The sequence below is a fragment of the Komagataeibacter sp. NFXK3 genome (genome assembly GCF_054182245.1).
In genome coordinates, this window is the sequence record NZ_JAPIVJ010000003.1 from 73,098 (window position 1) to 94,889 (window position 21,792).

18 protein-coding genes are annotated in these 21,792 nt (G+C 61.9%); 10 read left to right on the forward strand and 8 right to left on the reverse strand.

Annotated features, from left to right (window positions below; genetic code table 11):
- Positions 1-74 precede the first annotated feature (74 nt).
- The 8 genes from OQZ28_RS04545 to OQZ28_RS04580 are packed head-to-tail and all read left to right on the forward strand — an operon-like array spanning position 75 to position 7,736.
- Positions 75-857, forward strand: coding sequence for a triose-phosphate isomerase (locus OQZ28_RS04545; RefSeq protein WP_458135296.1), 783 nt, complete (start codon positions 75-77; stop codon positions 855-857).
- Entirely contained in the window at positions 835-1,653 is an 819-nt protein-coding gene (locus OQZ28_RS04550; protein ID WP_130731518.1) for a DeoR/GlpR family DNA-binding transcription regulator, read from the forward strand. Before OQZ28_RS04545 ends, OQZ28_RS04550 begins: the two co-directional genes overlap by 23 nt.
- A gap of 35 nt (positions 1,654-1,688) precedes the next feature.
- Positions 1,689-2,171, forward strand: a complete 483-nt coding sequence (gene derI / locus OQZ28_RS04555) for a D-erythrulose-4-phosphate isomerase (RefSeq protein WP_130731519.1) — start codon at positions 1,689-1,691, stop codon at positions 2,169-2,171.
- 52 nt (positions 2,172-2,223) lie between these two features.
- Complete coding sequence (locus tag OQZ28_RS04560; protein WP_458135297.1) at positions 2,224-3,144, forward strand: substrate-binding domain-containing protein; 921 nt, start codon at positions 2,224-2,226, stop codon at positions 3,142-3,144.
- 29 nt (positions 3,145-3,173) lie between these two features.
- On the forward strand, positions 3,174-4,679 hold the full coding sequence (locus tag OQZ28_RS04565) for a sugar ABC transporter ATP-binding protein (RefSeq protein ID WP_458135298.1): 1,506 nt from the start codon (positions 3,174-3,176) through the stop codon (positions 4,677-4,679).
- Entirely contained in the window at positions 4,669-5,685 is a 1,017-nt protein-coding gene (locus OQZ28_RS04570; protein ID WP_130731522.1) for an ABC transporter permease, read from the forward strand. Before OQZ28_RS04565 ends, OQZ28_RS04570 begins: the two co-directional genes overlap by 11 nt.
- 45 nt (positions 5,686-5,730) lie before the next feature.
- A complete protein-coding gene (locus tag OQZ28_RS04575; RefSeq protein ID WP_458135299.1) occupies positions 5,731-7,524 on the forward strand; it encodes a dihydroxyacetone kinase family protein in 1,794 nt (597 codons plus the stop codon).
- 23 nt (positions 7,525-7,547) lie between these two features.
- Positions 7,548-7,736: a hypothetical protein gene (locus tag OQZ28_RS04580; RefSeq protein WP_458135300.1), complete on the forward strand. Its 189-nt coding sequence runs from the start codon at positions 7,548-7,550 to the stop codon at positions 7,734-7,736.
- A gap of 162 nt (positions 7,737-7,898) precedes the next feature.
- On the opposite strand, the gene OQZ28_RS04585 is transcribed toward OQZ28_RS04580, so the two are convergent.
- The 3 genes from OQZ28_RS04585 to OQZ28_RS04595 form a co-directional block, all read right to left on the reverse strand.
- Positions 7,899-8,738 carry an MIP/aquaporin family protein gene (locus tag OQZ28_RS04585; protein ID WP_458135301.1) on the reverse strand — a complete coding sequence of 280 codons (840 nt, stop codon included), beginning with the start codon at positions 8,736-8,738 and terminating at the stop codon, positions 7,899-7,901.
- A gap of 33 nt (positions 8,739-8,771) precedes the next feature.
- A complete protein-coding gene (gene glpK / locus OQZ28_RS04590; protein WP_130731525.1) occupies positions 8,772-10,271 on the reverse strand; it encodes a glycerol kinase GlpK in 1,500 nt (499 codons plus the stop codon).
- Positions 10,272-10,342: 71 nt separating this feature from the next.
- Complete coding sequence (locus OQZ28_RS04595; RefSeq protein WP_130731526.1) at positions 10,343-11,842, reverse strand: carbohydrate porin; 1,500 nt, start codon at positions 11,840-11,842, stop codon at positions 10,343-10,345.
- A 107-nt stretch (positions 11,843-11,949) separates the two neighbouring features.
- Between OQZ28_RS04595 and OQZ28_RS04600 the strand changes: the two genes are divergently transcribed.
- The gene (locus OQZ28_RS04600; RefSeq protein ID WP_458135302.1) at positions 11,950-12,177 is read left to right on the forward strand and encodes a hypothetical protein; all 228 of its coding nucleotides are present in this window, start codon (positions 11,950-11,952) and stop codon (positions 12,175-12,177) included.
- Positions 12,178-12,232: 55 nt separating this feature from the next.
- On the opposite strand, the gene OQZ28_RS04605 is transcribed toward OQZ28_RS04600, so the two are convergent.
- From OQZ28_RS04605 to OQZ28_RS04625, 5 genes are all read right to left on the reverse strand, one after another.
- A complete protein-coding gene (locus OQZ28_RS04605) occupies positions 12,233-13,819 on the reverse strand; it encodes an efflux transporter outer membrane subunit (protein ID WP_458135303.1) in 1,587 nt (528 codons plus the stop codon).
- Positions 13,816-15,003, reverse strand: a complete 1,188-nt coding sequence (locus tag OQZ28_RS04610; protein WP_130731529.1) for an efflux RND transporter periplasmic adaptor subunit — start codon at positions 15,001-15,003, stop codon at positions 13,816-13,818. The genes OQZ28_RS04605 and OQZ28_RS04610 overlap by 4 nt, the downstream gene beginning before the upstream one ends.
- Complete coding sequence (locus OQZ28_RS04615; RefSeq protein WP_130731530.1) at positions 15,003-18,194, reverse strand: efflux RND transporter permease subunit; 3,192 nt, start codon at positions 18,192-18,194, stop codon at positions 15,003-15,005. Before OQZ28_RS04615 ends, OQZ28_RS04610 begins: the two co-directional genes overlap by 1 nt.
- A 1,094-nt stretch (positions 18,195-19,288) precedes the next feature.
- Positions 19,289-19,912 carry a YceI family protein gene (locus OQZ28_RS04620; protein WP_458135304.1) on the reverse strand — a complete coding sequence of 208 codons (624 nt, stop codon included), beginning with the start codon at positions 19,910-19,912 and terminating at the stop codon, positions 19,289-19,291.
- A 31-nt stretch (positions 19,913-19,943) separates the two neighbouring features.
- Positions 19,944-20,555 carry an FMN-dependent NADH-azoreductase gene (locus OQZ28_RS04625; protein ID WP_458135305.1) on the reverse strand — a complete coding sequence of 204 codons (612 nt, stop codon included), beginning with the start codon at positions 20,553-20,555 and terminating at the stop codon, positions 19,944-19,946.
- A 147-nt stretch (positions 20,556-20,702) separates the two neighbouring features.
- Between OQZ28_RS04625 and OQZ28_RS04630 the strand changes: the two genes are divergently transcribed.
- On the forward strand, positions 20,703-21,614 hold the full coding sequence (locus OQZ28_RS04630) for a LysR family transcriptional regulator (protein WP_458135306.1): 912 nt from the start codon (positions 20,703-20,705) through the stop codon (positions 21,612-21,614).
- Positions 21,615-21,792 lie beyond the last annotated feature (178 nt).

Here is a 21,792-nt window from a genome sequence, read left to right on the forward strand (position 1 = left end):
AATAACGCCACTTATGATATATATATCATGTAAACTGTTATGTATGTGCATCCTGCCAGATATGGAGACCCGTGATGCATTCCAGACCGTTATGGATTGGTACCAGCTGGAAAATGAACAAGGGACCAGCCGCCGCCATCGAGGCCGCGCGCGCACTGGCCGCCTTTCACCCGTCCGTAGGGGTGCAGCCTTTTGTCATCCCGCCCTTTACATCGCTCAGGGATGTCTGCGCCATACTGGAGGGCACATCCGTCATGGTGGGCGCGCAGAACACCCATTGGGAGGATGAAGGCGCATGGACGGGAGAGATATCGCCCGCCATGCTGGCCGAATGTGGGGCCGCACTGGTTGAAATCGGTCATTCCGAACGCCGTGCCCATTTTGGTGAAACGGACTGGACCGTCAACCTCAAGGTCCATGCCGTGCTGCGCCACGGCATGCGCCCGCTGGTGTGCATTGGCGATACGGCACAGGAACACGCCTTTGGCGTGACGCATGATGTGCTGGCCCGGCAGTTGCGCATTGCGTTGCACGGTGTTCCGCCCGCCCTGATGGGGCAGGTGCTGGTGGCGTATGAGCCGGTCTGGGCCATCGGGGCGGGAGGGCAGGCAGCGGATGCCACATTTGTGGCCAGTGCTCATGCACGGCTGCGCGCAGTGCTGGTGGAGATGGCGGGGGAGGAAGCCGGGTTTGAGATCCCCCTGCTGTATGGCGGCAGCGTGACACGGAACAACGCATGCAGTTATGCACGGCTTGCCAATGTAGATGGCGTCTTTATTGGCCGGGCTGCGTGGAGTGTTGCTGATTTCAGGCAGATTATCGGGAGTGTGGCCCATGAACATGTTGCATCTGGCTGAAACCGGCACCGTCGCCACCCGCAGGCGCGCCATGGTCGATTACGTCATGGGGCGTGGCAATGTGGAGATTGATGAACTGGTCACGCGTTTTGAAACCAGCCGCATGACCATTCATCGTGACCTGCAGGCGCTCTCGGCACAGGGGTTGCTGCGCCGGGTGCATGGGGGTGTCACCACCCTGCCCAACGGCATTGCCGAGAGCAGCATGCTGTATCGCAGGCGGCGCGCCATGCGTGAAAAGAAAGCCATGGCAGCGCTGGCGGCTGGCATGATCGTGCCCGGTGATGTCATCGCGCTGGATGATTCAACCACCGCATGCTGCATGGTGGATCACCTGGCCACGATGGGCGGGCTGACGGTGGTCACCAACAGCCTTGGCATAGCCTCCACCCTGGCGACCATGCCCGCCATCAGCCTTATGGCGCTTGGGGGGCGGTATCATCCCACTTTTGACGCATTTTTCGGGCTGATGTGTGAACAGGCGATCGGGGCATTGCGGGTGGGCACGCTGTTCATGTCCGTATCCGCCGTGCATGGCGTGAACGCCTATCACCAGGAACAGGATATCGTAAAGGCCAAGCACGCGCTCATGCGCAGCGCGGACCGGCGTGTGCTGATGGCCGACAGCACGAAGTTTGGCAGCAACGCGCTGAACCGCCTGGCGGACCTGTCCGAATTCGATGTGGTCATAACCGATGACGGCCTTGATCGCGCAATGCGTGATCGCCTGCTGGATCATGGCGTTACACTGCGTGTGGCGCAGCTATGCGCCAGTGACGCAGTAAAACCTAAATAAAAAACATACTCCATTAATACGGTAGGAGAAAAACAATGCGTATAGCCATTGGAGGCGATAGCGCCGGTAACGGCATGGCGGGAATGCTTGCGCAGTACCTCAGGGAGCGCGGCGAGCATGAGGTACTGGACATGTCAGCACCCCCCGGGGGTGGCAGCGAACTGTATGCCAGCCTGAGCGAGCGGGTAGGGCAGGCCATCATGTCAGGGCAGTTCGACCGGGGCATCCTGTGTTGCGGCACCGGGATCGGGGTATGCATTTCGGCCAACAAGATACCCGGCATCCGCGCGGCGCTGACCCATGACACCTATTCCGCCGAGCGGGCGGCCCTGTCCAATAACGCCCACATCATTACCATGGGCGCGCGCGTCATCGGGCCGGAGGTGGCCAAGAGCATCGTGAATGCGTGGCTGGCCTGCTCCTTTGATCCAAAGGGCCCCTCGGCACGCAATGTGGCGGGCATTGATGCGCTGGGTGAGAAATATGCCCACGCGGAGCCTGCCGTTACCACCTGCTGAATGCTGGCTGCAGGTGCAGCCGGATGAGCGGTAAAGCGAAAGAACAATAAAAATGAAAACAGCTTTTCTTCTGGCCACGGCGCTGGTGCTTGCGCCAATGGCGGCACGGGCGGCAGATGATCACGCGCCGCTGCGTTTCGTGCTGATCCCCAAGACGGTCCATCCGTGGTTTGACAAGGTGAATACCGGCGCCCAGGCGGCGGCCGACCTGCTGGGAAAGACGACGGGCCGCAAGGTGGAAATCGAGTACCGCGCGCCTGAAACGGCCGATGTTTCCTCACAGAACGATATCATCGAACGCGCGATCGCGACCCACCCCGACGGGCTGATCCTCGACCTGCTCGATGAAAAGGGCAACCACGCCACCATGCTCGAGGCCGTGGATGAAAAGGTGCCCATGACGGTATTTGACTCCCTCCCGCCCGAAGGGATGGACGTCACCGCGGTGGGGGCCGATTTCTGTGAACAGGGCACGATCGCGGCCCAACGCCTTGCCGGGCTGATCGGGGAAAAGGGCGAGGTCGCGATCATGATCGGCGTGCCAACCGCCCCCAACCATACCCGGCGCGCGGAATGCGAACGCGCGGCTTTTGCCAGGTATCCGCAGATCAGGGTGGTCGCAACCGGTATTGATAACGACAGTATCGAAACCGCGCAGAAACAGGCTTCCGCCATCATGCAGGCCCATCCCGATCTTGCCGGGTGGGTGGCATGCGATGCGGCAGGCCCGGTGGGCATTGGCCAGGCCATCCGCGAAAGCGGGCGCACGGGCAAGGTCAGGGAAGTGGGCCTGGACAACCTCAACGACATGATCCAGCTCATCCGTGACGGGGTGGCCGATTCATCGGCCTCCAGCCGGCCCGAAATGCAGGGCTACTGGGCGGTCATCGCCGCATGGCAGCGCGCGCTGGGCCAGAAGACGCCCAAATACATAGATACCGGCATAGATGTCCTGACCAAGAAGAATATCTGACCTTTCCGGATATTGATGGAGTAACGACCATGACGGTTCTCCACGTTTCATCCCTGCGCAAGACCTATCCCGGCGTTGTGGCGCTGGACCATGTTGACCTGACGCTGGAAGCGGGAAAGGTCCATATCCTGGCAGGGGAAAATGGCGCGGGAAAATCCACGCTGATCAAGGTGCTGACCGGCCTCGTCACCCCCGATGCGGGGCGCGTGGACATTGAAGGCCAGGACGCGCTGGCCGATCACGCCCTGTTTGCCCGCGTGGCGTACGTGCCGCAGGAGCTCAGCCTGTTTCCCACCATGACGGTTGCGGAAAACATGTTCATGCCCTTCGCCAAATCCGGTTTCGGGCGCATGACCGTATCACGCACGGCAATGGAAGCGGCGGCGCAGAAGCTCATGACCCGCTTTGGCATGCATGCCCGACCGGGGCAGAAGGTGGGGCATATCAGCGTGCCCGACCAGCAGCTTCTCCAGATCGCGCGCGCGGCCAGCGCCGGGGATTTCCGGGTGCTGATCCTTGATGAACCCACATCCTCGCTTACCTCGAGCGAGACGGAACACCTGTTTTCCATCCTGCGCACGCTGCGCGACGAGGGCTGCGCGATCGTGTTCGTGTCGCACCGGATGGAGGAGATTTTCGCGCTGGGAGACACGGTCACCGTGCTGCGCAACGGGCGCAGCGTGGGTACCTATCCCATGGCGGAACTTGATGAAGGCAAGCTGATCCGCCTCATGTCCGGCAACAGCGTGCAGCTTGATGAACGCTTCCAGCCCGGTGTTGCATCGGCAACGGAGGATGTCATCATCGATGTGGCGCACCTGTCCGGTCCCGGCTTTACGGATGCATCCTTCACCCTGAGGCGGGGCGAGATACTCGGCTTTGCCGGGCTGGTAGGCGCGGGGCGGTCCGAACTCATGCAGACCATGTTTGGCTACCACCGCGCAACGGCAGGCAGGTGCGTGCTGGACGGGCGCGAGATCCCGCGCGGCAGGCCGGACCGGGCCGTGGCGATGGGCATGCTCTACCTGCCTGAGGAGAGGCGGCACCACGGCATTTTCCCGCTGCTGAGCGTGCGCGAAAACATTGCCGTATCGGTCATGGACCAGATCATGGGCGGTGGCGTCATTTCATCAGGCCGGGAACGGCGCGTGGTGGCCGATGCCATCGAGCGCTTCGATGTGCGCACGTCATCGGCGGAAAAGAAGATCATGTACCTGTCGGGCGGCAACCAGCAGAAGGCGATCATCGGCCGCGCCATGGCGCGCAGGCCGCGCGTGCTGATCTTTGATGAACCGACCAAGGGCATCGATATCGGCACGAAGTTCCAGATCTACCGCATCATGCAGCAACTGGCGGAGGAGGGGGTGGGGATCATTCTCGTCTCATCAGAAATGGCGGAACTGCAACGCTGCGCCACCCGCATCATCACCATGCATGCCGGGCGGGTCACCGGCTCGTTCGACCAGGCCACGACCGACATCAATACACTTGTGGGCGCGATTATCGGCGCGCCGGAGGTTCGTCATGTCGCTTGAAACCACATTCCCCACCACGCCGCCCACTCCGCCACGGCTGCCGCCCCTGCGCAGGCTGGCCGCACGCTGCATGCGCAACCCGCTTGGGGGCGTCATTGCGGCGCTTGTGCTGATCTTTGGCGTGTCCTGCCTGCTGTCGCCGCATTTCCTGACCGGCTTCAACATGATGATCATGGCCCGGGCGCTGGCCTTTATCGGGCTGGTCACGATCGGGCAGTCGATCCTGATGATCCTTGGCGAGCTTGATCTGTCGGTCGGCGCGATTGGCGGGCTGGCAGGCATTACGGGCGGCATGCTGATGGTACAGGCGGGGCTGAACCCGTGGCTGTCGCTGGTGCTGTGCCTGCTGCTGGGCACGGCGTGCGGCATGCTCAATGGCGTGCTGATCACGCAGCTGCGGCTGCATTCGCTGGTGCTGACCATCGGCATGGCGGGCGTGTACGGCGGCGCGATCCTTGTGGCGACCAAGGGGGTGGCGATCACCGGCGTGCCCGTTGACATCTCTTTCCTGGGCCGGGGGCTGGTCTATGGCGTGCCGGTGCCCTTCCTCGTGCTGCTGGCCTGCCTCGGCGTGGTGGCGTTTGTCATGGTGCGCACGCCGCTCGGGCGCTACGTCTATGCCATTGGCAGCAACCCCGAGGCCGCCCGCATGCTGGGCCTGCGGGTGGATGCCATCCGCATCGCCGCCTTCGCCACGGCAGGCTTCCTGTCAGCCCTTGCCGGCATCCTGATGGTGGCGCGCCTGGGCACGGCGCAGCCCTCCATTGGCGATACATGGGTGCTGGCCCCCATCGCGGCTGCCGTCATTGGCGGCGTTGCGACCACGGGGGGGTTGGGCAGCCCGGTGGGGGCGGTGCTGGGCGCCGTCATCATCGGCATGATCGAGAACATCATCGTGCTGTTTGGCATCTCGCCTTACTGGCAGTCAGTGGTCAGCGGCGGGATTGTCGTGCTGGCCATCTCCTTTGATTCCCTGGCGCGTCGCTACCTGCACCGTGAGGCATGACCACGCCCTGCTGCGACGTTTCCTGTTAGCTGAGGATATATGCAAATGACCAGAATTTGCGGCAATGCTTCTGAATTCGCCCAGTCCGCGCTGCATGGCTACAGCCTTGTTCACCGCGACCTCGTGCGCATGGTGCGCGGTGGGGTCGTGCGGGCAAAACCGGGCCGGGCGGGCAAGGTGGCGGTGGTTGTGGGGGGTGGCTCGGGCCACTACCCCGCCTTTAACGGCTATGTCGGCACGGGCTTTGCCGATGCGGCGGTGGCGGGCGACATCTTCGCCTCGCCTTCCACCCAGGCCATCTATTCCGTGGCGCGCCGGGCCGAGCGCGGCGGGGGCGTGATCCTGGGTTTTGGCAATTATGCGGGCGACGTGCTGAACTTCGGCATTGCAGCCGAGCGCCTGCGTCGCGAAGGGATCGATACCCGCCTGCTGGCCACCACCGATGACGTGGCCAGCGCCGATGTGGGCGACATGGCCCGCAGGCGCGGCATTGCGGGTGACATGACGGTATTCCGCATTGTCGGCGCAGCAGCGGAAGCCGGACTGGACCTTGATGCGGTCGAGGCAGTGGGCCTGCGCGCCAACCGCCAGACCCGCACCTTTGGCGTGGCGTTTGAAGGCTGCACCCTGCCCGGTGAGGCGGACCTGCTGTTCCATGTGCCCAAAAACCGCATGGCGCTTGGCCTTGGCGTGCATGGCGAGCCGGGCATAGATGAACAGGACATTCCACCACCCGCGCAACTGGCGCACGTGCTGCTTGACCGCATTCTGAAGGAACTGCCCGCTGACGCGCCCCGCCGGGTTGCGATCGTGCTCAACGGGCTGGGCAGCACCAAGCACGAGGAACTGTTTGTGCTGTGGGAGGCGCTGGCCCCCCTGCTGGCGCAGGCGGGCCTGACCGTGATCGCGCCACTGGTGGGGGAATATGTGACCAGCCTTGACATGGCGGGCTGTTCCCTGACCATGACATGGCTGGATGAGGAACTGGAGCGCTACTGGCGCGCGCCGGTTGAAACCGCCGTCCTGCGCCATGCAGGCATTACGGGTGAGCCTGACGCCACTGACAGCGTGATGGAACACGAGCCCCCTGTTGTTTATGCGCAGGCCGGAACCCAGGCTGGCCAGCGTGGCGGCCTGTGCGTGGCGCAAACCATGGCGCGACTGGCACAGGCGCTGGCCGCGGCGGAGGGTGAACTGGGCCGCATTGATGCCGTGGCCGGAGATGGCGACCATGGGCAGGGCATGGCGCGCGGCTCGGAGGCAGCCGCCCAGGCGGCCCGTCAGGCAGCCCACGCCCACGCAGGGGCCGCGACCGTGCTGGCGGCGGCAGCCGATGCATGGGCTGATCGCGCAGGCGGTACGTCAGGCGCGTTGTGGGGCGAAGGCCTGCGGGCTTTCAGCACGGCACTGGATGATGTGTCGGTACCCGATGCGCCGCAACTGGTTCATGGCGCCCGGTACGCGATGGAACGCATCATGCAACTGGGCCGGGCGCGGGTTGGCGACAAGACGCTCATGGATGCGCTGGTGCCCTTTGTCGAAACGCTGGAACGTGCGTGCGACCAGGGGCGCGCCCTGCGCGATGCATGGCAGGCGGCAGCGGATGCGGCGCAAAAGGCGGCGGACGCCACGCGTGACCTGCTGCCGCGCATGGGCCGTGCCCGCACCCACGGCACGCGTAGCCTCGGGCACCCCGATGCCGGGGCCCTGTCGCTGGCGCTATGCCTGCGCGTGGCGGGGGAAGGCCTGCCTGCGGTCGTCGACCCCATGCCCGTATCGACGTTCCCCATGCAGCCTGTAAGCGGGGAAAACCCGGTGCTCGATGCGTTCCGTTCCTGACCCTGTCCCACCCCGGTGCATGAATGCACCGGGGTGGGAAGCGTGAAAACCCGTCTGGCGACAGCCCGGCGCATTCAGGCGCTTTTCCATCACCGGAAGAAAACGCGCTGCTGGTTAAGGGACTGTTTGAAAACAACTCATTGATAAAAAATGATAGAAGTTTCTGGGCGCCGCCTTTTTTTCAAAAGGCGGCGTTCTTCGAAGCTTTCTGAAAAAAGCATCACCAAAAACTTCCTTATGATTGCTGGATGTTTTCTGAGCTAACTTTTCAAACTGTCTCTAACGCTCCCAAACAGAAAAAAAACGCCAGCCGGAGCGTATCCCGCCCTGGAAATCCTGCCCCGGATCCGAAGGGGCAGGATTGTATGGGCAGCCTACTCCCCGATGATAACGCTTTCCGCCTCGACCTTGTTTTGCAGGGCCTTCTGTGCACGCAGCTGTGCGGGCAGGAAGGGAAAGACCAGGTATTCATAGGCCGTGGCCCCAACCAGCCCCCCGATCAGCGGCCCGGCAATGGGCACCCACCAGTAATGGCCGGCTGCGGGCAGGGCGGCCTCATGCCAGCCGGCCATATAGGCGAACAGCCGCGGGCCAAGGTCACGGGCCGGGTTGATGGCCCATGCTTCCAGATACCCCATGGACGCGCCAATGGCCGCGACCAGAAAGCCTATGATCAGCGCACCGAAATTGGCACCCGGCGCCATTTCATTATACTGTTCGGTAATGGCGAAAATGCCGAATACCAGTATGGCGGTCAGGATGATTTCATCGCTGAAGGCATGCCATAGGGTTATGCCCGCCCCCGGCGCGGTAAAGAACACGCCCGCCCCGCCACCGCCCGCGCGCGCAAGCTGGTGGATGTCATTGAAGTGGTTGATGACGGGGTAATACAGCGCGTAAACCAGCCCAGCCCCCAAAAAGCCCCCCACGACCTGTGCAGCCCAGTAGGGCACCACCTTTTTCCATGGAAAGGCGCGGTAGGTTGCCAGAGCAAGCGTGACTGCCGGGTTGGCGTGCGTGCCCGATACGGATCCGGTGGCATAGATGGCAATGGTCACCCCCAGTCCCCATACAATGCACACCCCCCAATAGGCCTGCAGGTAAGGACTTGGATCATAGAGGAGATACATCGCCGCCACGGAATCGCCAAAGGCGATGATGATGAATACGGCAAGCGCTTCAGAAATCAGCTCGCCCAGGAATTCCCTGTTCATTGGCCTGTTTCCTTGTCTGTGCTCAGGGGCGGGTCATTCCGCCCAGTCAAAGGATTTCTCTACTGCCTTCTTCCACCAGCCCAGGTAGCGGCTGCGCTGTTCCGGCGGCATGGTTGGCTGCCAGGTGTGGTCCACTTCCCAGTTGGCGCGCAGGTCATCGATGTTTTTCCAGTAACCCACGGCCAGGCCGGCGGCGTAGGCCGCACCGAGTGCGGTAGTTTCCACCACCTTCGGCCGCACGACCGGCACGTTCAGGATATCGGCCTGGAACTGCATCAGCAGTTCGTTCGCCACCATGCCGCCATCCGTTTTCAGGCTGCGCAGTATGATGCCGCTGTCTTCCTCCATGGCGGCGACCACATCGCGCACCTGAAAGGCCGTGGCCTCCAGCGTTGCGCGGGCAAAATGCGCGCGGGTGACATAGCGGGTCAGCCCCACAATGACCCCACGGGCATTTTCCTTCCAGTACGGCGCATACAGGCCTGAAAAGGCGGGAACGATATAGACCCCGCCATTATCCGCCACGCTGCGGGCCAGCGGCTCGATCTGTGTTGCCAGGTCGAACAGCTTCAGGTTGTCGCGCAGCCACTGCACCAGCGCGCCCGTAATGGCAATGGAGCCCTCCAGCGCGTAGCGCGGTTCTTCCGTGCCAAACTGGTAGGCGAGCGTTGTCAGCAGTCCTGCCCTGGACTGCACCGGCTCGGTGCCGGTATTCATCAGCAGGAACGAGCCGGTGCCATAGGTATTCTTGGCCTCCCCCGGTGCAAAACAGGTCTGCCCCACCAAGGCGGCCTGCTGGTCGCCCAGAATGCCGGCAAGTTTCGTGCCCTGCAGGCTGGGGATGACGATCGTGCCGTAAACCTGCGAGGAGGGAACGATGCGGGGCAGGCAGGCGGCGGGAATGGAAAAGGCTGCAAGCATGCCCTCATCCCACGCGCAGGTTTTCAGGTTCATGAGCTGGGTGCGTGACGCATTGGTCACGTCGGTAATGTGAATGCCCCCCTTCACCCCGCCCGTCAGGTTCCATGAAAGCCAGCTGTCTATCGTACCGAACAGGGCCTGACCGCTTTCGGCTTTCTCGCGCGCGCCTTCCACGTTATCGAGCAGCCAGCGCAGTTTCAGCCCGGCAAAATAGCTTGCCAGAGGCAGGCCCGTAATGGTGCGGAAACGGTCCTGCCCCCCGTCACGGCCATAATCGCTGACCAGTTGGTCCACGCGCGTGTCCTGCCAGACGATGGCGTTATGCAGCGGCTGGCCTGTTGTCCTGTCCCACAGCACGGCGGTCTCGCGCTGGTTGGTGATCCCGACCGATGCCAGGCCGGCCGCGCCCAGATTGGCGCGGGCCATGGCCGCACCAATCATTTCATTCGTGTTTTCAAGAATTTCCATGGGGTCGTGTTCGACCCAGCCGGGTTTGGGATAGATCTGGCGGTGCTCCTTCTGCGCGACGGAAACCACGGTTCCCTTCCGGTCAAATATCATGAACCGGGAACTGGTCGTGCCCTGGTCTATCGCGCCAACGTATTCCGTCATGCTGCATTCCTTTATTGTTATTTGCAGTAACGTTTCATATGTCCGGTATTTTTTTTACTGTATGGCAGGGTTCACAGATTGGTGGTGAACTGGAAGCCGACCACAGCCGCATCATGGAAGGTGGTTGTGGCACCCGGGCGCTGGAGGTACTGGAAATCCGGCTGGAAGGCCGTGCCACGCGCGACGTGGATGCTGTAGAAGGCTTCCCATACATTTTCATGGCTCTGAATGCCGTAAACGGCGCCCCACTGGTTGGGCAGGTAGGGCAGGCCGAGTGCAAGCGAGGATTCCTGCTGCAGGGCCACGGTGTGGCTCATTTCCATGTACTGGAACATGACGCCTATCTGATCGAGCGGACGGCCCCAGGGCGTGCCGCTCTGCAGCAGGCCGATCCATTCATGGTCGCGCATGGCCACCTGGCTGCCCTGCGTGTAGTCAACACCCCCGATCACGATCAGGCCGTTCGCAAGCCCCTCTCCGCTGCGGTGGATCATCTGGTTGAACATGAGCCATGCCGCGTTCATGCCGGATTCATACCGCCGCGGCAGGCCCGTCGCCTGGAACGAATTGCCGTTTATGTCGGCATACAGGTTGGGATAACGGGAATTGTCATACCAGTATCCGATCTTGTAGTGCCCCAGCAGGTGATGCCTGCCAAAAGACGGGCTCCACCCGATCTCGACCTGGGAGGAAAGCTTGCCCAGCCCGTCCTGCCCCAGCGCCCAGCCCGATATGCCACCGTTATAGGCATGGGGGCTGACGGCAAAGACACCGCCCATGATGTAGGTCCGCAGCGTGGGGCGCACGCGCAGGACTGCGCCGAGGTTGCCCGAGGGCCAGTCCCGTCCGCCCGGCACGTATTTGGAGGGTGCGGGATTGCCGCACACCGATACGTTCATGAACGAACAGGCAAGGTAATCCTGATTGAAAAAACTTCCTGTCGGTATGACACCGACCGACAGGATGATGCGGTCGCGCAGGAAACCCTTGTCGGCATACATGTCCACCAGGTGGGCAACCACGTTGCCGCGCGCGCCATAGATTTCTTCAGGATTGGTGACGGAATCCCCCATGGCGTTGGACAGGCTGTTTCCGTGCCCGTTGATGACCAGCATATGGGTCCAGAAGGATGGAATTCCTGCCAGGCGTTGCCAGTCTATGTCCAGCGCACCGGCGACCTGACCGGCCAGGACATTGGCACGCTGTTTGCCACCGGTAATGTTGCCCATATATTCTTCATTGATGGTGACATTGAGGAATATGCCCCGGTTTGTCAGCCATGGCTGTATGCCGCCCCAGTCCCCGAACAGGTGGGGGGAGGCGGTCAGCATGGGCACGAGGGGGCCGATCGCCACCTGCCCGCTTTCCGTCATGGGAAAGGCGGAGGGTTCGTAATGGGTTGTAAAGGCGGTCTTGGCGGTTTCTGTCTGGGCCAATACTTCAGAAGTGAGCATGCAACCGATGAACAGCATTCCCACCATAACGGCCAGCAGCCTGATTTGGGCAGGAAGGTTGTTCCATGTTATTGCAGACCTGTTCTCGTTCTTGGCGCATGTCGTGATGACACACATTATCTGCTCTCCCTCCCGGGCGTTTTGGGCCGCGGGTTCGGTTGTCCGGAACAGGTGTGTATCGATTTACGAATGGGAAAGATTTAATTCATGAATAACACAAGTTCGTGAATAATTTTACTTATCTTATATTTTTTATGATTTATATATGCGCGGAATACAAAGTAATTTTGTATCGAAGCAAAATGAGGGGCCGCCGGTCTGTCATCCTGCCGGTCCTGTCAGGCGACCAGGCCGGTTTTCGTATGGCGCGGCATTATGATGCCGACGCCCGTGATCCGGCCGAAGCGCTGTGGGCAAAAAGTGAGGACATGGTCGGGGAAAAATTTTCCTGAGCCTGTTTCCAGCCGGGGCATGCAGGGGCGTCCTTTCCCCCTGCATGCCCTGTTTTCATGGGCTGGTATGTGGCGAGAGGACTGGCCCGGTCAGGTTGTCATCCGGGTCGGGGCCGTGGCTGTGGGGCGGCGGCACATCTCCTGCGGGGCGTGCGTTATGCAGGCCGGTATACTGTAGCGGGTCTACCGAGAAGAGCTTGTCTGGCGCGGGCAGGCTTGCGGCGTTCCATCCCCCGCCGCAGGCCCGGATCAGGCCAACCTGCGCCTGCAGGTAACGGGTCTGGATTTCAGCCTGCTGTATGCGGGCATCAAGCGTGCTGACCTGCGCGATCAGCACGTCGAGATAGGTGGCAAGGCCGCCCTTATACAGGTTCATGGTGATGTCCTGCGTCTGGCTGGCAGCCCCCACGGCGGCACGCAGGCGGCCGTTTTCGCCATCAAGCCGGTTGGTGCGCGACAGGCCATCCTCCACATCGCGAAAGGCGTTGAGAATGGTCACGCGGTAATGGTCGCGTGTTTCACGGTAGGCGGACCAGCTCTGCTGCAACTGCGCGCGCCGCAGCCCGCCTTCAAACACCGGCATGGTCACGGTGGCGCCATATGACCACATGCTGTTGGCCAGATTGGCAAGGTTGAAGCCGTTATCATCAAACCCGCCGTTCATCTGGAAGGATACGTGTGGGTAGAACGCGGCGCGCGCAATGCCAATGGCCCGGTTGGCCTGCGCCATCTGGCGCTCGCTCATGGCAATGTCGGGCCTGCGCTGCAACAGGTCCGAGGGCAGGGGGGCGGACAGCGCGAAGCGGGTGGCGTTGAGGTGGGCATCAGGCGCAAGATGGAAGGATGAGGGGGCGACATTGACCAGAACCGCCACCGCATGTTCCATCACCTCACGCTGGGCCTGAATGTCGAGCAGGCGGGCCTGCGTGGTGTAAAGCTGGTTCTGCGCGCGCGCCACATCCAGCCGGGAGGCGGCCTGGTCTGCCAGCCGGGTCTGGGTCACACGCAGGGATTCCTCATAATAGCGGATCGACTGCGTATAGATCGCCGCCTGTGCATCCAGCCCGCGCAGGGTGAAGTAATCGCTGGCCAGTTCGGCCTGCAGGCTCAGCCGTGCGGCGGCGTATTGCGCGGCCTGTTCCTGGGCATAATCCTTCTGCAGGCGCACGCGGTTGCGGATGGAGGACCAGAAATCCGGCTCCCACGAGGCCATGCCGCCATAGAACTCATCGGAATCCGTAATCGGCCCCTTGTAGCGGAACAGCCGCTCGGCCGAGCTTTTGTTGTTGCTGCCGCCAAAGGCCACGCCAAAATGCGGCAGCAGGTCGGCCCGCGCCTCGCTTACAATGGCGCGTGCCTGCAAAAAGCGCTCGCTGGCGGCCTGCAGGTCGCCGTTATGGGCCATGGCCGCCTCTTCCAGCGTATCAAGTTCGGGGTCGGCAAAACTCTGCCACCATTGCGTGGGAATGGTGTCATCCATCGGGCGGGCCACGCCAAACGGGGCCTGGCCCTGCCATGTAGCGGGAATGACGTAATGCGGCGCGTGATAGGCGGGCGCAAGGTCGCACCCCGCCAGTGACAGCAGCGATACGGCACAGGCAGCCCCCATGAATGTGGGGCGGCGAATGGTGGGGGCCATCATTCATCGTCCTTTTCATCGGTGTCGTTGCTGTATCCGGCAGCGGGCTGGACCACATGCACGCGCTCGCCTTCCAGCAGGTCGGCGGGCGGGTTGTCGATGATCCGGTCATCGGGGTTTATGCCCGAGAGCACCTGCGTCGCTCCATCGCCCATGCGGCCTACCGTTATGTCATGGAAATGCGCGCGGCCCTGTCCATCCACCACGGCCACCTGCATGCCGTGCTCCTGAAATACCAGCGCACCGGTGGGAATGCTCTGGTGGGCCGCCTGTTCGGGCGCGCTCAGGGTTACGGCGGCAAAGGTGCCGGGCCACAGGGCGTGGTCGGAATTGTCGATCACGAATTCGCTCACGCTGGTGCGGGTATCGGGGTCGTAGCCGCCCGATACGGTCAGGAACTTCGCCTCGAACGTGCGGTCGGGGAACTGCGGCACCCGCACGGTGGCCTGCAGGCCGGGCTGGAGAATGTAGGACATGTTCTCCGGTATCGAGACAAACAGCCGCATCTGGTGCGTATCGGCCACGCTGAACAGTTCACTGGCCGCCCCCGTGGCGTTGAGATTGCCGCCGCCTTCATGCACGTAGTCGCCCACGTTGATGTCGCGCTCCGTCACCACGCCATCAAAGGGGGCGACAATGACCTTGAAGCGCTCGAGGGCGGCGTAGCGGTCAAGGTTGTGGCGCGCGGCTTCCAGATCAGCCGAGGCCGATTTCTCGTTGGCGTCCTGTACCGAGACCGACTGGCCCGATACCGCCTGCGATTTGCCCATCAGCCGCCAGCGCTGGGCCGTGACCACCGCAAGGTCGTATTTGGCCTGCGAGGACTGGAGGTCAGCCTGCGCCTGGGCAAACTGGGCATCGAGGCCGGGGGTATTGATCTCGGCCAGCACGTCGCCCGCCGCCACGCGGGCGCCGTAGTCCTTGTACCACATATGCACGTAGCCCGAGGCCTGCGGGTAAATGGGGGCCTGGTACCACGCCTCGACCGTGCCGGGCAGGTCGAGGCTGACATGGCGGGCCTCCTTATGGGGCGAGATGACCATCACATCAGGCACGGAAGCAACCGCCGCATCATGGCGCAGGGCGGTGGCATGGTGGATGCGCCCGACCAGCAGGTAACCGCACCAGCCCACAAGGATCGTGGCGCCGGCCAGCATCAGCATCTTACGGGATTCCCGGGTGGACATCAGTTCAGTTCCTCGCGGTTGCGGGGGGCGCGGTTATGCAGGATTGCGTAAACACAGGGCACGAACAGGAGCGTGGACACGGTGGCCACCAGCAGGCCGCCAATCACGGCCCGGCCCAATGGCGCGTTCTGCGAATTGCTCATGGCCATTGGCACCATGCCGATCACCATGGCCAGTGCCGTCATCAGAACGGGGCGGATGCGGCCATAGCCCGCCTCGAGCGCTGCGCGCAGCGCATCGCCATGTTCCTCGATCCGTTCACGCGCGAACGAGACGACAAGGATGGAGTTGGCCGTGGCCGTACCCATGCACATGATGGCCCCCGTCAATGCTGGCACCGACAGGCGCGTATGGGTCAGGAACAGCGCCCAGGCGATGCCCGCAAGGGCTGCGGGCAGGGCCGAGATGATGATGAACGGGTCCAGCCAGGACTGGAAGTTGACCACGATGAGCAGGTAGATCAGCAGCACCGACACCACCAGCCCGAACACAAGCTCGATATAGGCATGGCGCATGGTCTCGGTCTGGCCGCGCACCACCACGGCGGCGGTGGAGGGCACCCTGTCGCGCGTCTGGTCCAGCACGTGCTGCACGCCGGTTGTGACCTGACCCAGATCCGCCCCCTCGGCGGAGACATAGATGTCAACCTCAGGCATGGAATTGAAGTGCGAGACCTGCCCCGGCGTGCCGGTGGCGCTGACATCGCTGATGCCACCGAGCAACTGCATGTGCCGCCCCTGCGGGTCGCCATCGCCCTTGTCGACCGGGATGGTCATGAGATTGTTGAAATGCGTCAGCTGGTCCTGCGACACATACACGTTGAGCGGGAAGGTGATGCCCGTGCTTGGGTCGAGCCAGTATTGCGGGTCCACCGTCTGGCTGCCTGAAAGGGTCATGAGTTCGTTATTGGCAAGGTCGGCCTCCGTCATGCCGGTGGCCTGGCCGAAGGTGCGGTTGCCCTGCACGAACAGGGTCGGTGTCTTCATGGTCTGCTGGATCACGACATCAGCGGCACCGGGGACTGCGCGCAGGCGGTTTACGAGCAGGCGGGCGTAGTCGTAATTGTCACGCAGGTCGGGGCCGGAAATCTGCACGTCAATGGGCGCTGGTGAGCCGAAATTCAGGATCTTTGCCGTCAGGTCGGCAGGCTGGAAGGTGAACACCGTGCCGGGAAAACGCGCCGAGAGATCACGGCGCAGGATGGCGCGGTCATCCCAGACCGGGGTTTCCTCGTCCTTGAGTGCTATGGTGATGTCACAGTCCTGCGTGCCGATGGTGGGCGTGGGGATGAAAGCCTGGTTATGCGCGCCTTCAGGCAGGCCACAGTTTTCGATCATGCTTTCCACCTTGCCGGGGAACAGTGCGTTGACCCGGTCCTCCACCAGCGAGGCCTCGCGGCCCGCCACCTCGATACGGGTGCCAAGGGGGGCACGCATGTGCATCTGCAGCGTGCCGGATTTCGTCTCGGGGAAGAAGTCGCGCCCCGCGATCAGGTACAGCCCCAGCGAGCCGACCGATACGCCAAGGAAGATCGCCACGAACCGCCCCCGCCGCGCGATGGCGCGCCCGAGCAGGGCGCCATACCGCTCACGAAAGGTATTGAACCCCCGCTCGAACGCCTGCTGGAAGCGCTCAGGCAGGCGCTTGGGGTATTGCAGGTTGTGAACCTGCGGCTGGCAGTGGTGCGAATCCCCATGCCCCGCCACGCTGTGGCCTGCCAGCAGGTATTTGGCCATGGTCGGCACCAGCGTGCGCGAGAGGATGAACGACGCGATCATGGCGAAGATGATGGCCTCCGCCATGGGCATGAACAGCCAGCCCGCAACGCCGCTCAGGCCAAACAGCGGCAGCCAGACAATGCAGATGCAGGTGGTGGCGACAAAGGTGGGGATGACGATCTGGTTGGCGGCATCGATGATGGCGGGTTCCAGCGTCTTGCCCATTTCAAGATGCGCGTCGATGTTCTCGATCATCACCGTGGCGTCATCGACCAGGATGCCCACTGCCAGCGCAAGCCCGCCCAGCGTCATGACATTGATGGTTTGCCCCGCCCAGTGCAGCCCGATGATGGCGCAGAGTATGGCCAGCGGGATGGAGGTGGCGATGATGACAGTGGGCCGCCATGACCCAAGGAACAGCAGCACCACCATGCCGGTCAGGAAGGCTGCGGTGAGCATCTCGCGCACCACATCGAAAATGGAATCCTTAACGAATACCGAGGCATCGCCCAGAATGCTCACCTTGACATCGGGCGGCAGCAGTTTCTGGATGCGCGGCAGCAGCGCCTTGGCGCCCGCGACCACATCCAGCGTCGAGGCGTCGCCACTTTTCATGACCACGATCTCGACCCCCTGCTTGCCTTTCACCAGCACGAGGTTGGTCTGCGGGTGGCCGCCGCGATAGACCTCGGCCACGTCATGCACGTAGATCACGGCATTGCCCACGCGCTTGACCGGGATATCGCCCAGTTCCTTCATCGAGCGCGGGGTGGCGTTGGTCTGCACCATCCAGTCGGTGGCCGCGATTTTCTGGTCACCCGCGGGCAGCACGATATTCTGCCCGCGCAGGGCGTTCTGCACATCCATGGCCGAGAGGTGATGCGCCTGGAGCTGCTGCTGGTTCAGCGCCACCATGACAAAACTGTCCATGCCGCCATAGGCCTGCGGCACCACCGCACCCGGCACGGTCACCAGCAGCGGCCGCACGCGGATCATGGCCAGCTTGAACAGGTCGGATGGGGTCTGTTTATCCGACGTGACCTGAAGGGTCAGCACCGGCACGGATGAGGCATCGAGGCTCATGACCATGGGGGATGGAATGTTCTCGGGCAGCTGCTTGATCACCGTCTGTGAAATGGCGGTGACTTCGGCTTCCGCCTTGCCGATATCGGTGCCGGGCTGGAAGTATATGTTGACGATTCCGCGCCCGTAATACGAACTGCTTTCCATATGTTCGATGCCCTCGACAGTCGAGGTCACCATCAGCTCGTAATTATAGATGATCCGGCCCGCGAATTCCTCAGGCAGCATGCCACCATAGGTCCAGACGACGGACACGACCGGAATGCGGATATTGGGGAACACATCCGTCGGCGTGCGCCATACCGACATGATGCCAAAGACCACGATCAGGATCGAAAGCACCACAAAGGTATAGGGCCGACGTAGTGCAGTGACTACGATGGCATTCATGGGATGGACAATTCCCTGTATTACAAAGAACCGCATGAGTGTACGCATGCGGTTTTATTGCGTTTACGGTATTCTTGACTGCCATATGCGCCCGGAAAGAGCGCATGATGGCTTCATGCAGGCCTGATTGCGGATGTCTGCACGATATGATGGCGCAACATGCCTGGCCGGATCGCTCCGGCGCGCAGGCGCAGGTCAGGAATATTCAGGCAGCACAGGGGGCATGACAGAAACACTCCAGCAGGATGGGTGATGGACGGGCCCACATGAATCCGCGGGCTGTGCCTGAACGACAGATACAGCGTTTTTTTACAAAGTATGAACAGATAAGATTTAAAATAATTTTCATTACAATTCAGGGTCTTATTTATTTTAAATATTTAATGAAAGGTTGTTTATATTATTATTTGCAATAAAATTAATTTTATCGTGCAACTGTTACTGTATCGGCGCGAAGGGGCATGCTTTCGCCATATGCCTGCCTGCAAAGCCTGCCCACGCCATGCACGGACAATCCTGCGCCCCCATCGCCATTATGGCACAGATCAGGGCGATGCATCCCCGCTGCGACACGCGGGCCGCCAAAGAAAGCTGCCCAAACTCCGTCCCGTCAACGATCAGTCGCTGTTTGTCCGGGCTGACCGGCCTCGTGCCCCTGTTTTTTCCGGGGGGCGTGGCGGTCCATGCTGCCAGTCGCTTGCAGGCGGGTGTAAAGGGGGAATTGCGGTGTGATCAGGCACGTTTTTCAAGTGGATGCCGCGTGCTACGGCAGGCCGCCTTGCCCGCAAGGACGGTATTGTGTGCCATGTAAATGAAGAAAGTTACCGGCAGGCTCCCGTCGCCACGGGGCTGGTGCATGGCCATGGGCTACGGCGGCCTCGACGTCGGGCGTAAACGAGGGCGTCACCGGCCTGGAAATGCCGCGCAGCTTCAGGTTGCACGGCGTTGTAAGTATTTGTGCCCGGCAATGTCGAACCGGTCACGGCCCGGCAGGTCCGGGCATGACAGCCGCACCACTGCCGCCATGACCCGCCAGGAGGCCGATGATCGTCAGGTGCGGCTGTCGTTCAGCACAGCTTGGCGCTGGCTTCTGTTTACTGCTGAAGCTCGAATGTGCCGGCGATCGTCAGCGTCACGTCGTCTCCCACGAGCGGCACGTACTGTTTGATACCAAACTGGCTGCGGATAATCGTGCCCGTTGCTTCAAAGCCTACGGTAAACATCTTGTCGAGCGGGTTGGTGCCGCTGCCGATCAGACGGGCCTTGAGTGTTATCGGCTTTGTCACGCCATGCAGGGTCAGGTTGCCGGTAATGTTGGCGGTATTCGCACCGGTCCGGACAACCCGGGTCGACCTGAACGTCGCGTTGGGAAACTGGCCGGCATCGAACCATTGCGCGCTTTTCAACTCGCCATCCAGCTTCGGCACCGTGGTGTCGACTGACTGCACCGGAATGGTGACATCAAGGCTGGTGGCTGAAAGATGGGCAGGGTCAATCGTGAGCGAACCGGATGCGCCCGTGAAAAAACCGGAGAAATTGCTGAAGCCCATATGCGAGAGGGTAAAGCCGACCTGCGTGTGATAGGGCTCGACCTTGTAGGTTCCAGCCTTCACCACCGATGGATCGGTGCTGGCAACCTGCTGGGCGGAAGCCTGTGAAACCACACCGGATACGACTGCCGCCATAAGGGCGGAGGTAACGAAATGACGTTTGTTCATGCGGCATGTTCCTTTGGGATATAAAGGGTATTCAGGCCGGAAGACCGGCAATTTCGTCCTGCGCCTGCACGATGGCGGCGTCTTTTGCGTCCTGCCCCAGTGACAGTCCTTCCGCGCGTATCCAGGTGACATCCGTCAGGCCAATGAAAGCGAGGACGGCGCCAAGATACTTTTCCTGGTAATCCAGCGCAGCGGCCGGGCTGTTCCCGGTATAGATCCCGCCACGTGTCGAGATGATGAACGCCTTTTTGCCTTCCGGTAGCAGACCTTCGGGACCTGTCGCGCCGTACCGGAACGTCCTGCCGGCGACGACGACGCGGTCAATCCAGGATTTGAGCTGGGCGGGAACGCAGAAATTGTACATCGGCGCGCCAATGACGATGATGTCGGCGGCCAGAAGGTCATCGATATATCCATTGCCGGTCTCCAGGTCATCGGCAAGTGCGGCATCCGTTACCGGCGCGCCCTGGAAGGCCGCCATATGCTCGCCCGTCAGATAGGGCACGGGATTTGCGGCAAGATCCCGATAGGTGACAGTGGCGCCCGGGTGGGCTGCCTTCTGCTGCGCAACAGTTTCAGCCGAAAGCTGGCGGCTGACCGAATGGGCGCCGAGAATGCTGGAATCGATATGCAGGATCTTCATGATGGTCATCTCCGCAGGGAAATTGGACAGGGCTTTTCTGTTATGAAGTGAGAACAGGGTTCAGCATGTCCCATGGATTTATCCATCTATAAAGTTGCTATATTCCGATATATAATACCGGCTGTAGCGATGGATCGGGAGAGTCCTGTGCTGGACGGCGTATCACTGGATCAACTGCGTACCTTCATCGCCGCCAGCGATGAGGGCAGCTTCTCGGCGGCGGCCCGGCTGCTGCACCGGTCGCAATCAGCGGTCAGCGAGATGATCGCTATACTCGAGGCGCAGATGGGGCTCGTGCTGTTTGACCGGGCAGGCCGGTACCCGCAACTGACCCCCGCAGGCCGGGTGCTACTGGCCGATGCGCGTGGCGTGGTTGCGAATGTGGACTTCATGAAGGCGCGGGCGAAGGGCATGTCATCGGGGCTGGAGCCCGAATTGTCAGTCGTGGTGGATGTGTTCTTTCCGATGGACCGTATCACGGCCGTGGCGACCGGGTTCCGCGAGACCTTTCCGCACACGCCCCTGCGGCTATATGTCGAGGCTCTTGGTGGTGTGTTCCAGCCGCTTCTCGATGGGCGGGCCAGCATCGGCATTGCGGGGCCCCTGCCTGATCTGCCCGCCTCCATGTCCAGCGAAGCGCTGGGAGGCATCCATTTCATGATCGTGGCATCCCGCGACCATCCGCTGGCGCGGATTGACGGCATCATTCCCCGGGAAGAACTGGCCCGCCACGTCCAGCTCGTGCTGACCGACCGGACCGAACTGTCTGCCGGCAAGGAGCGTGGCATCATGTCCCCGCTGACATGGCGACTGGCGGATCTGTATGCCAAGCATCATTTTCTTCTGGGTGGCCTGGGCTGGGGCGGGATGCCGTCGCACACCGTCCAGGCCGATATCGACAGTGGCCGACTGGTCGAACTCCGCATCGAGAACATCTCGCAGGGGGGCGTGGATATGCCCATGACAGTCGTCTATCCCACGGCCGAGCCGCCGGGGCGCGCGGGTCGCTGGCTGATCGACAGGCTGAAGCTTTGCCCGGGCAAAACTGCCGATCAGTGACCCGGATTTCGAGAAGGTCGATATGGCACCCTGTTGCCGTCGGTCGATCCCGACCCGCTGCCGCGAGGCTCCTGCCGCGCAGCTACCGTTATCTTCTGGATGCCGTAAAGTGTGCTGGCCCTGAGCCTGCCTTGCCATGATAACCGAAGCAACCGGGAGCGCAGGCGTTCGTCATGAA

What these genes read in the sequence shown, in the direction of transcription:
- OQZ28_RS04545 (WP_458135296.1), top strand. Translation starts at nt 75, where the DNA reads ATGCATTCCAGACCGTTATGGATTGGTACCAGCTGGAAAATGAACAAG.
- OQZ28_RS04550 (WP_130731518.1), top strand. Translation starts at nt 835, where the DNA reads ATGAACATGTTGCATCTGGCTGAAACCGGCACCGTCGCCACCCGCAGG.
- derI (WP_130731519.1), top strand. Translation starts at nt 1,689, where the DNA reads ATGCGTATAGCCATTGGAGGCGATAGCGCCGGTAACGGCATGGCGGGA.
- OQZ28_RS04560 (WP_458135297.1), top strand. Translation starts at nt 2,224, where the DNA reads ATGAAAACAGCTTTTCTTCTGGCCACGGCGCTGGTGCTTGCGCCAATG.
- OQZ28_RS04565 (WP_458135298.1), top strand. Translation starts at nt 3,174, where the DNA reads ATGACGGTTCTCCACGTTTCATCCCTGCGCAAGACCTATCCCGGCGTT.
- OQZ28_RS04570 (WP_130731522.1), top strand. Translation starts at nt 4,669, where the DNA reads ATGTCGCTTGAAACCACATTCCCCACCACGCCGCCCACTCCGCCACGG.
- OQZ28_RS04575 (WP_458135299.1), top strand. Translation starts at nt 5,731, where the DNA reads ATGACCAGAATTTGCGGCAATGCTTCTGAATTCGCCCAGTCCGCGCTG.
- OQZ28_RS04580 (WP_458135300.1), top strand. Translation starts at nt 7,548, where the DNA reads ATGCACCGGGGTGGGAAGCGTGAAAACCCGTCTGGCGACAGCCCGGCG.
- OQZ28_RS04585 (WP_458135301.1), bottom strand. Translation starts at nt 8,738, where the DNA reads ATGAACAGGGAATTCCTGGGCGAGCTGATTTCTGAAGCGCTTGCCGTA.
- glpK (WP_130731525.1), bottom strand. Translation starts at nt 10,271, where the DNA reads ATGACGGAATACGTTGGCGCGATAGACCAGGGCACGACCAGTTCCCGG.
- OQZ28_RS04595 (WP_130731526.1), bottom strand. Translation starts at nt 11,842, where the DNA reads ATGTGTGTCATCACGACATGCGCCAAGAACGAGAACAGGTCTGCAATA.
- OQZ28_RS04605 (WP_458135303.1), bottom strand. Translation starts at nt 13,819, where the DNA reads ATGATGGCCCCCACCATTCGCCGCCCCACATTCATGGGGGCTGCCTGT.
- OQZ28_RS04610 (WP_130731529.1), bottom strand. Translation starts at nt 15,003, where the DNA reads ATGTCCACCCGGGAATCCCGTAAGATGCTGATGCTGGCCGGCGCCACG.
- OQZ28_RS04615 (WP_130731530.1), bottom strand. Translation starts at nt 18,194, where the DNA reads ATGAATGCCATCGTAGTCACTGCACTACGTCGGCCCTATACCTTTGTG.
- OQZ28_RS04620 (WP_458135304.1), bottom strand. Translation starts at nt 19,912, where the DNA reads ATGAACAAACGTCATTTCGTTACCTCCGCCCTTATGGCGGCAGTCGTA.
- OQZ28_RS04625 (WP_458135305.1), bottom strand. Translation starts at nt 20,555, where the DNA reads ATGAAGATCCTGCATATCGATTCCAGCATTCTCGGCGCCCATTCGGTC.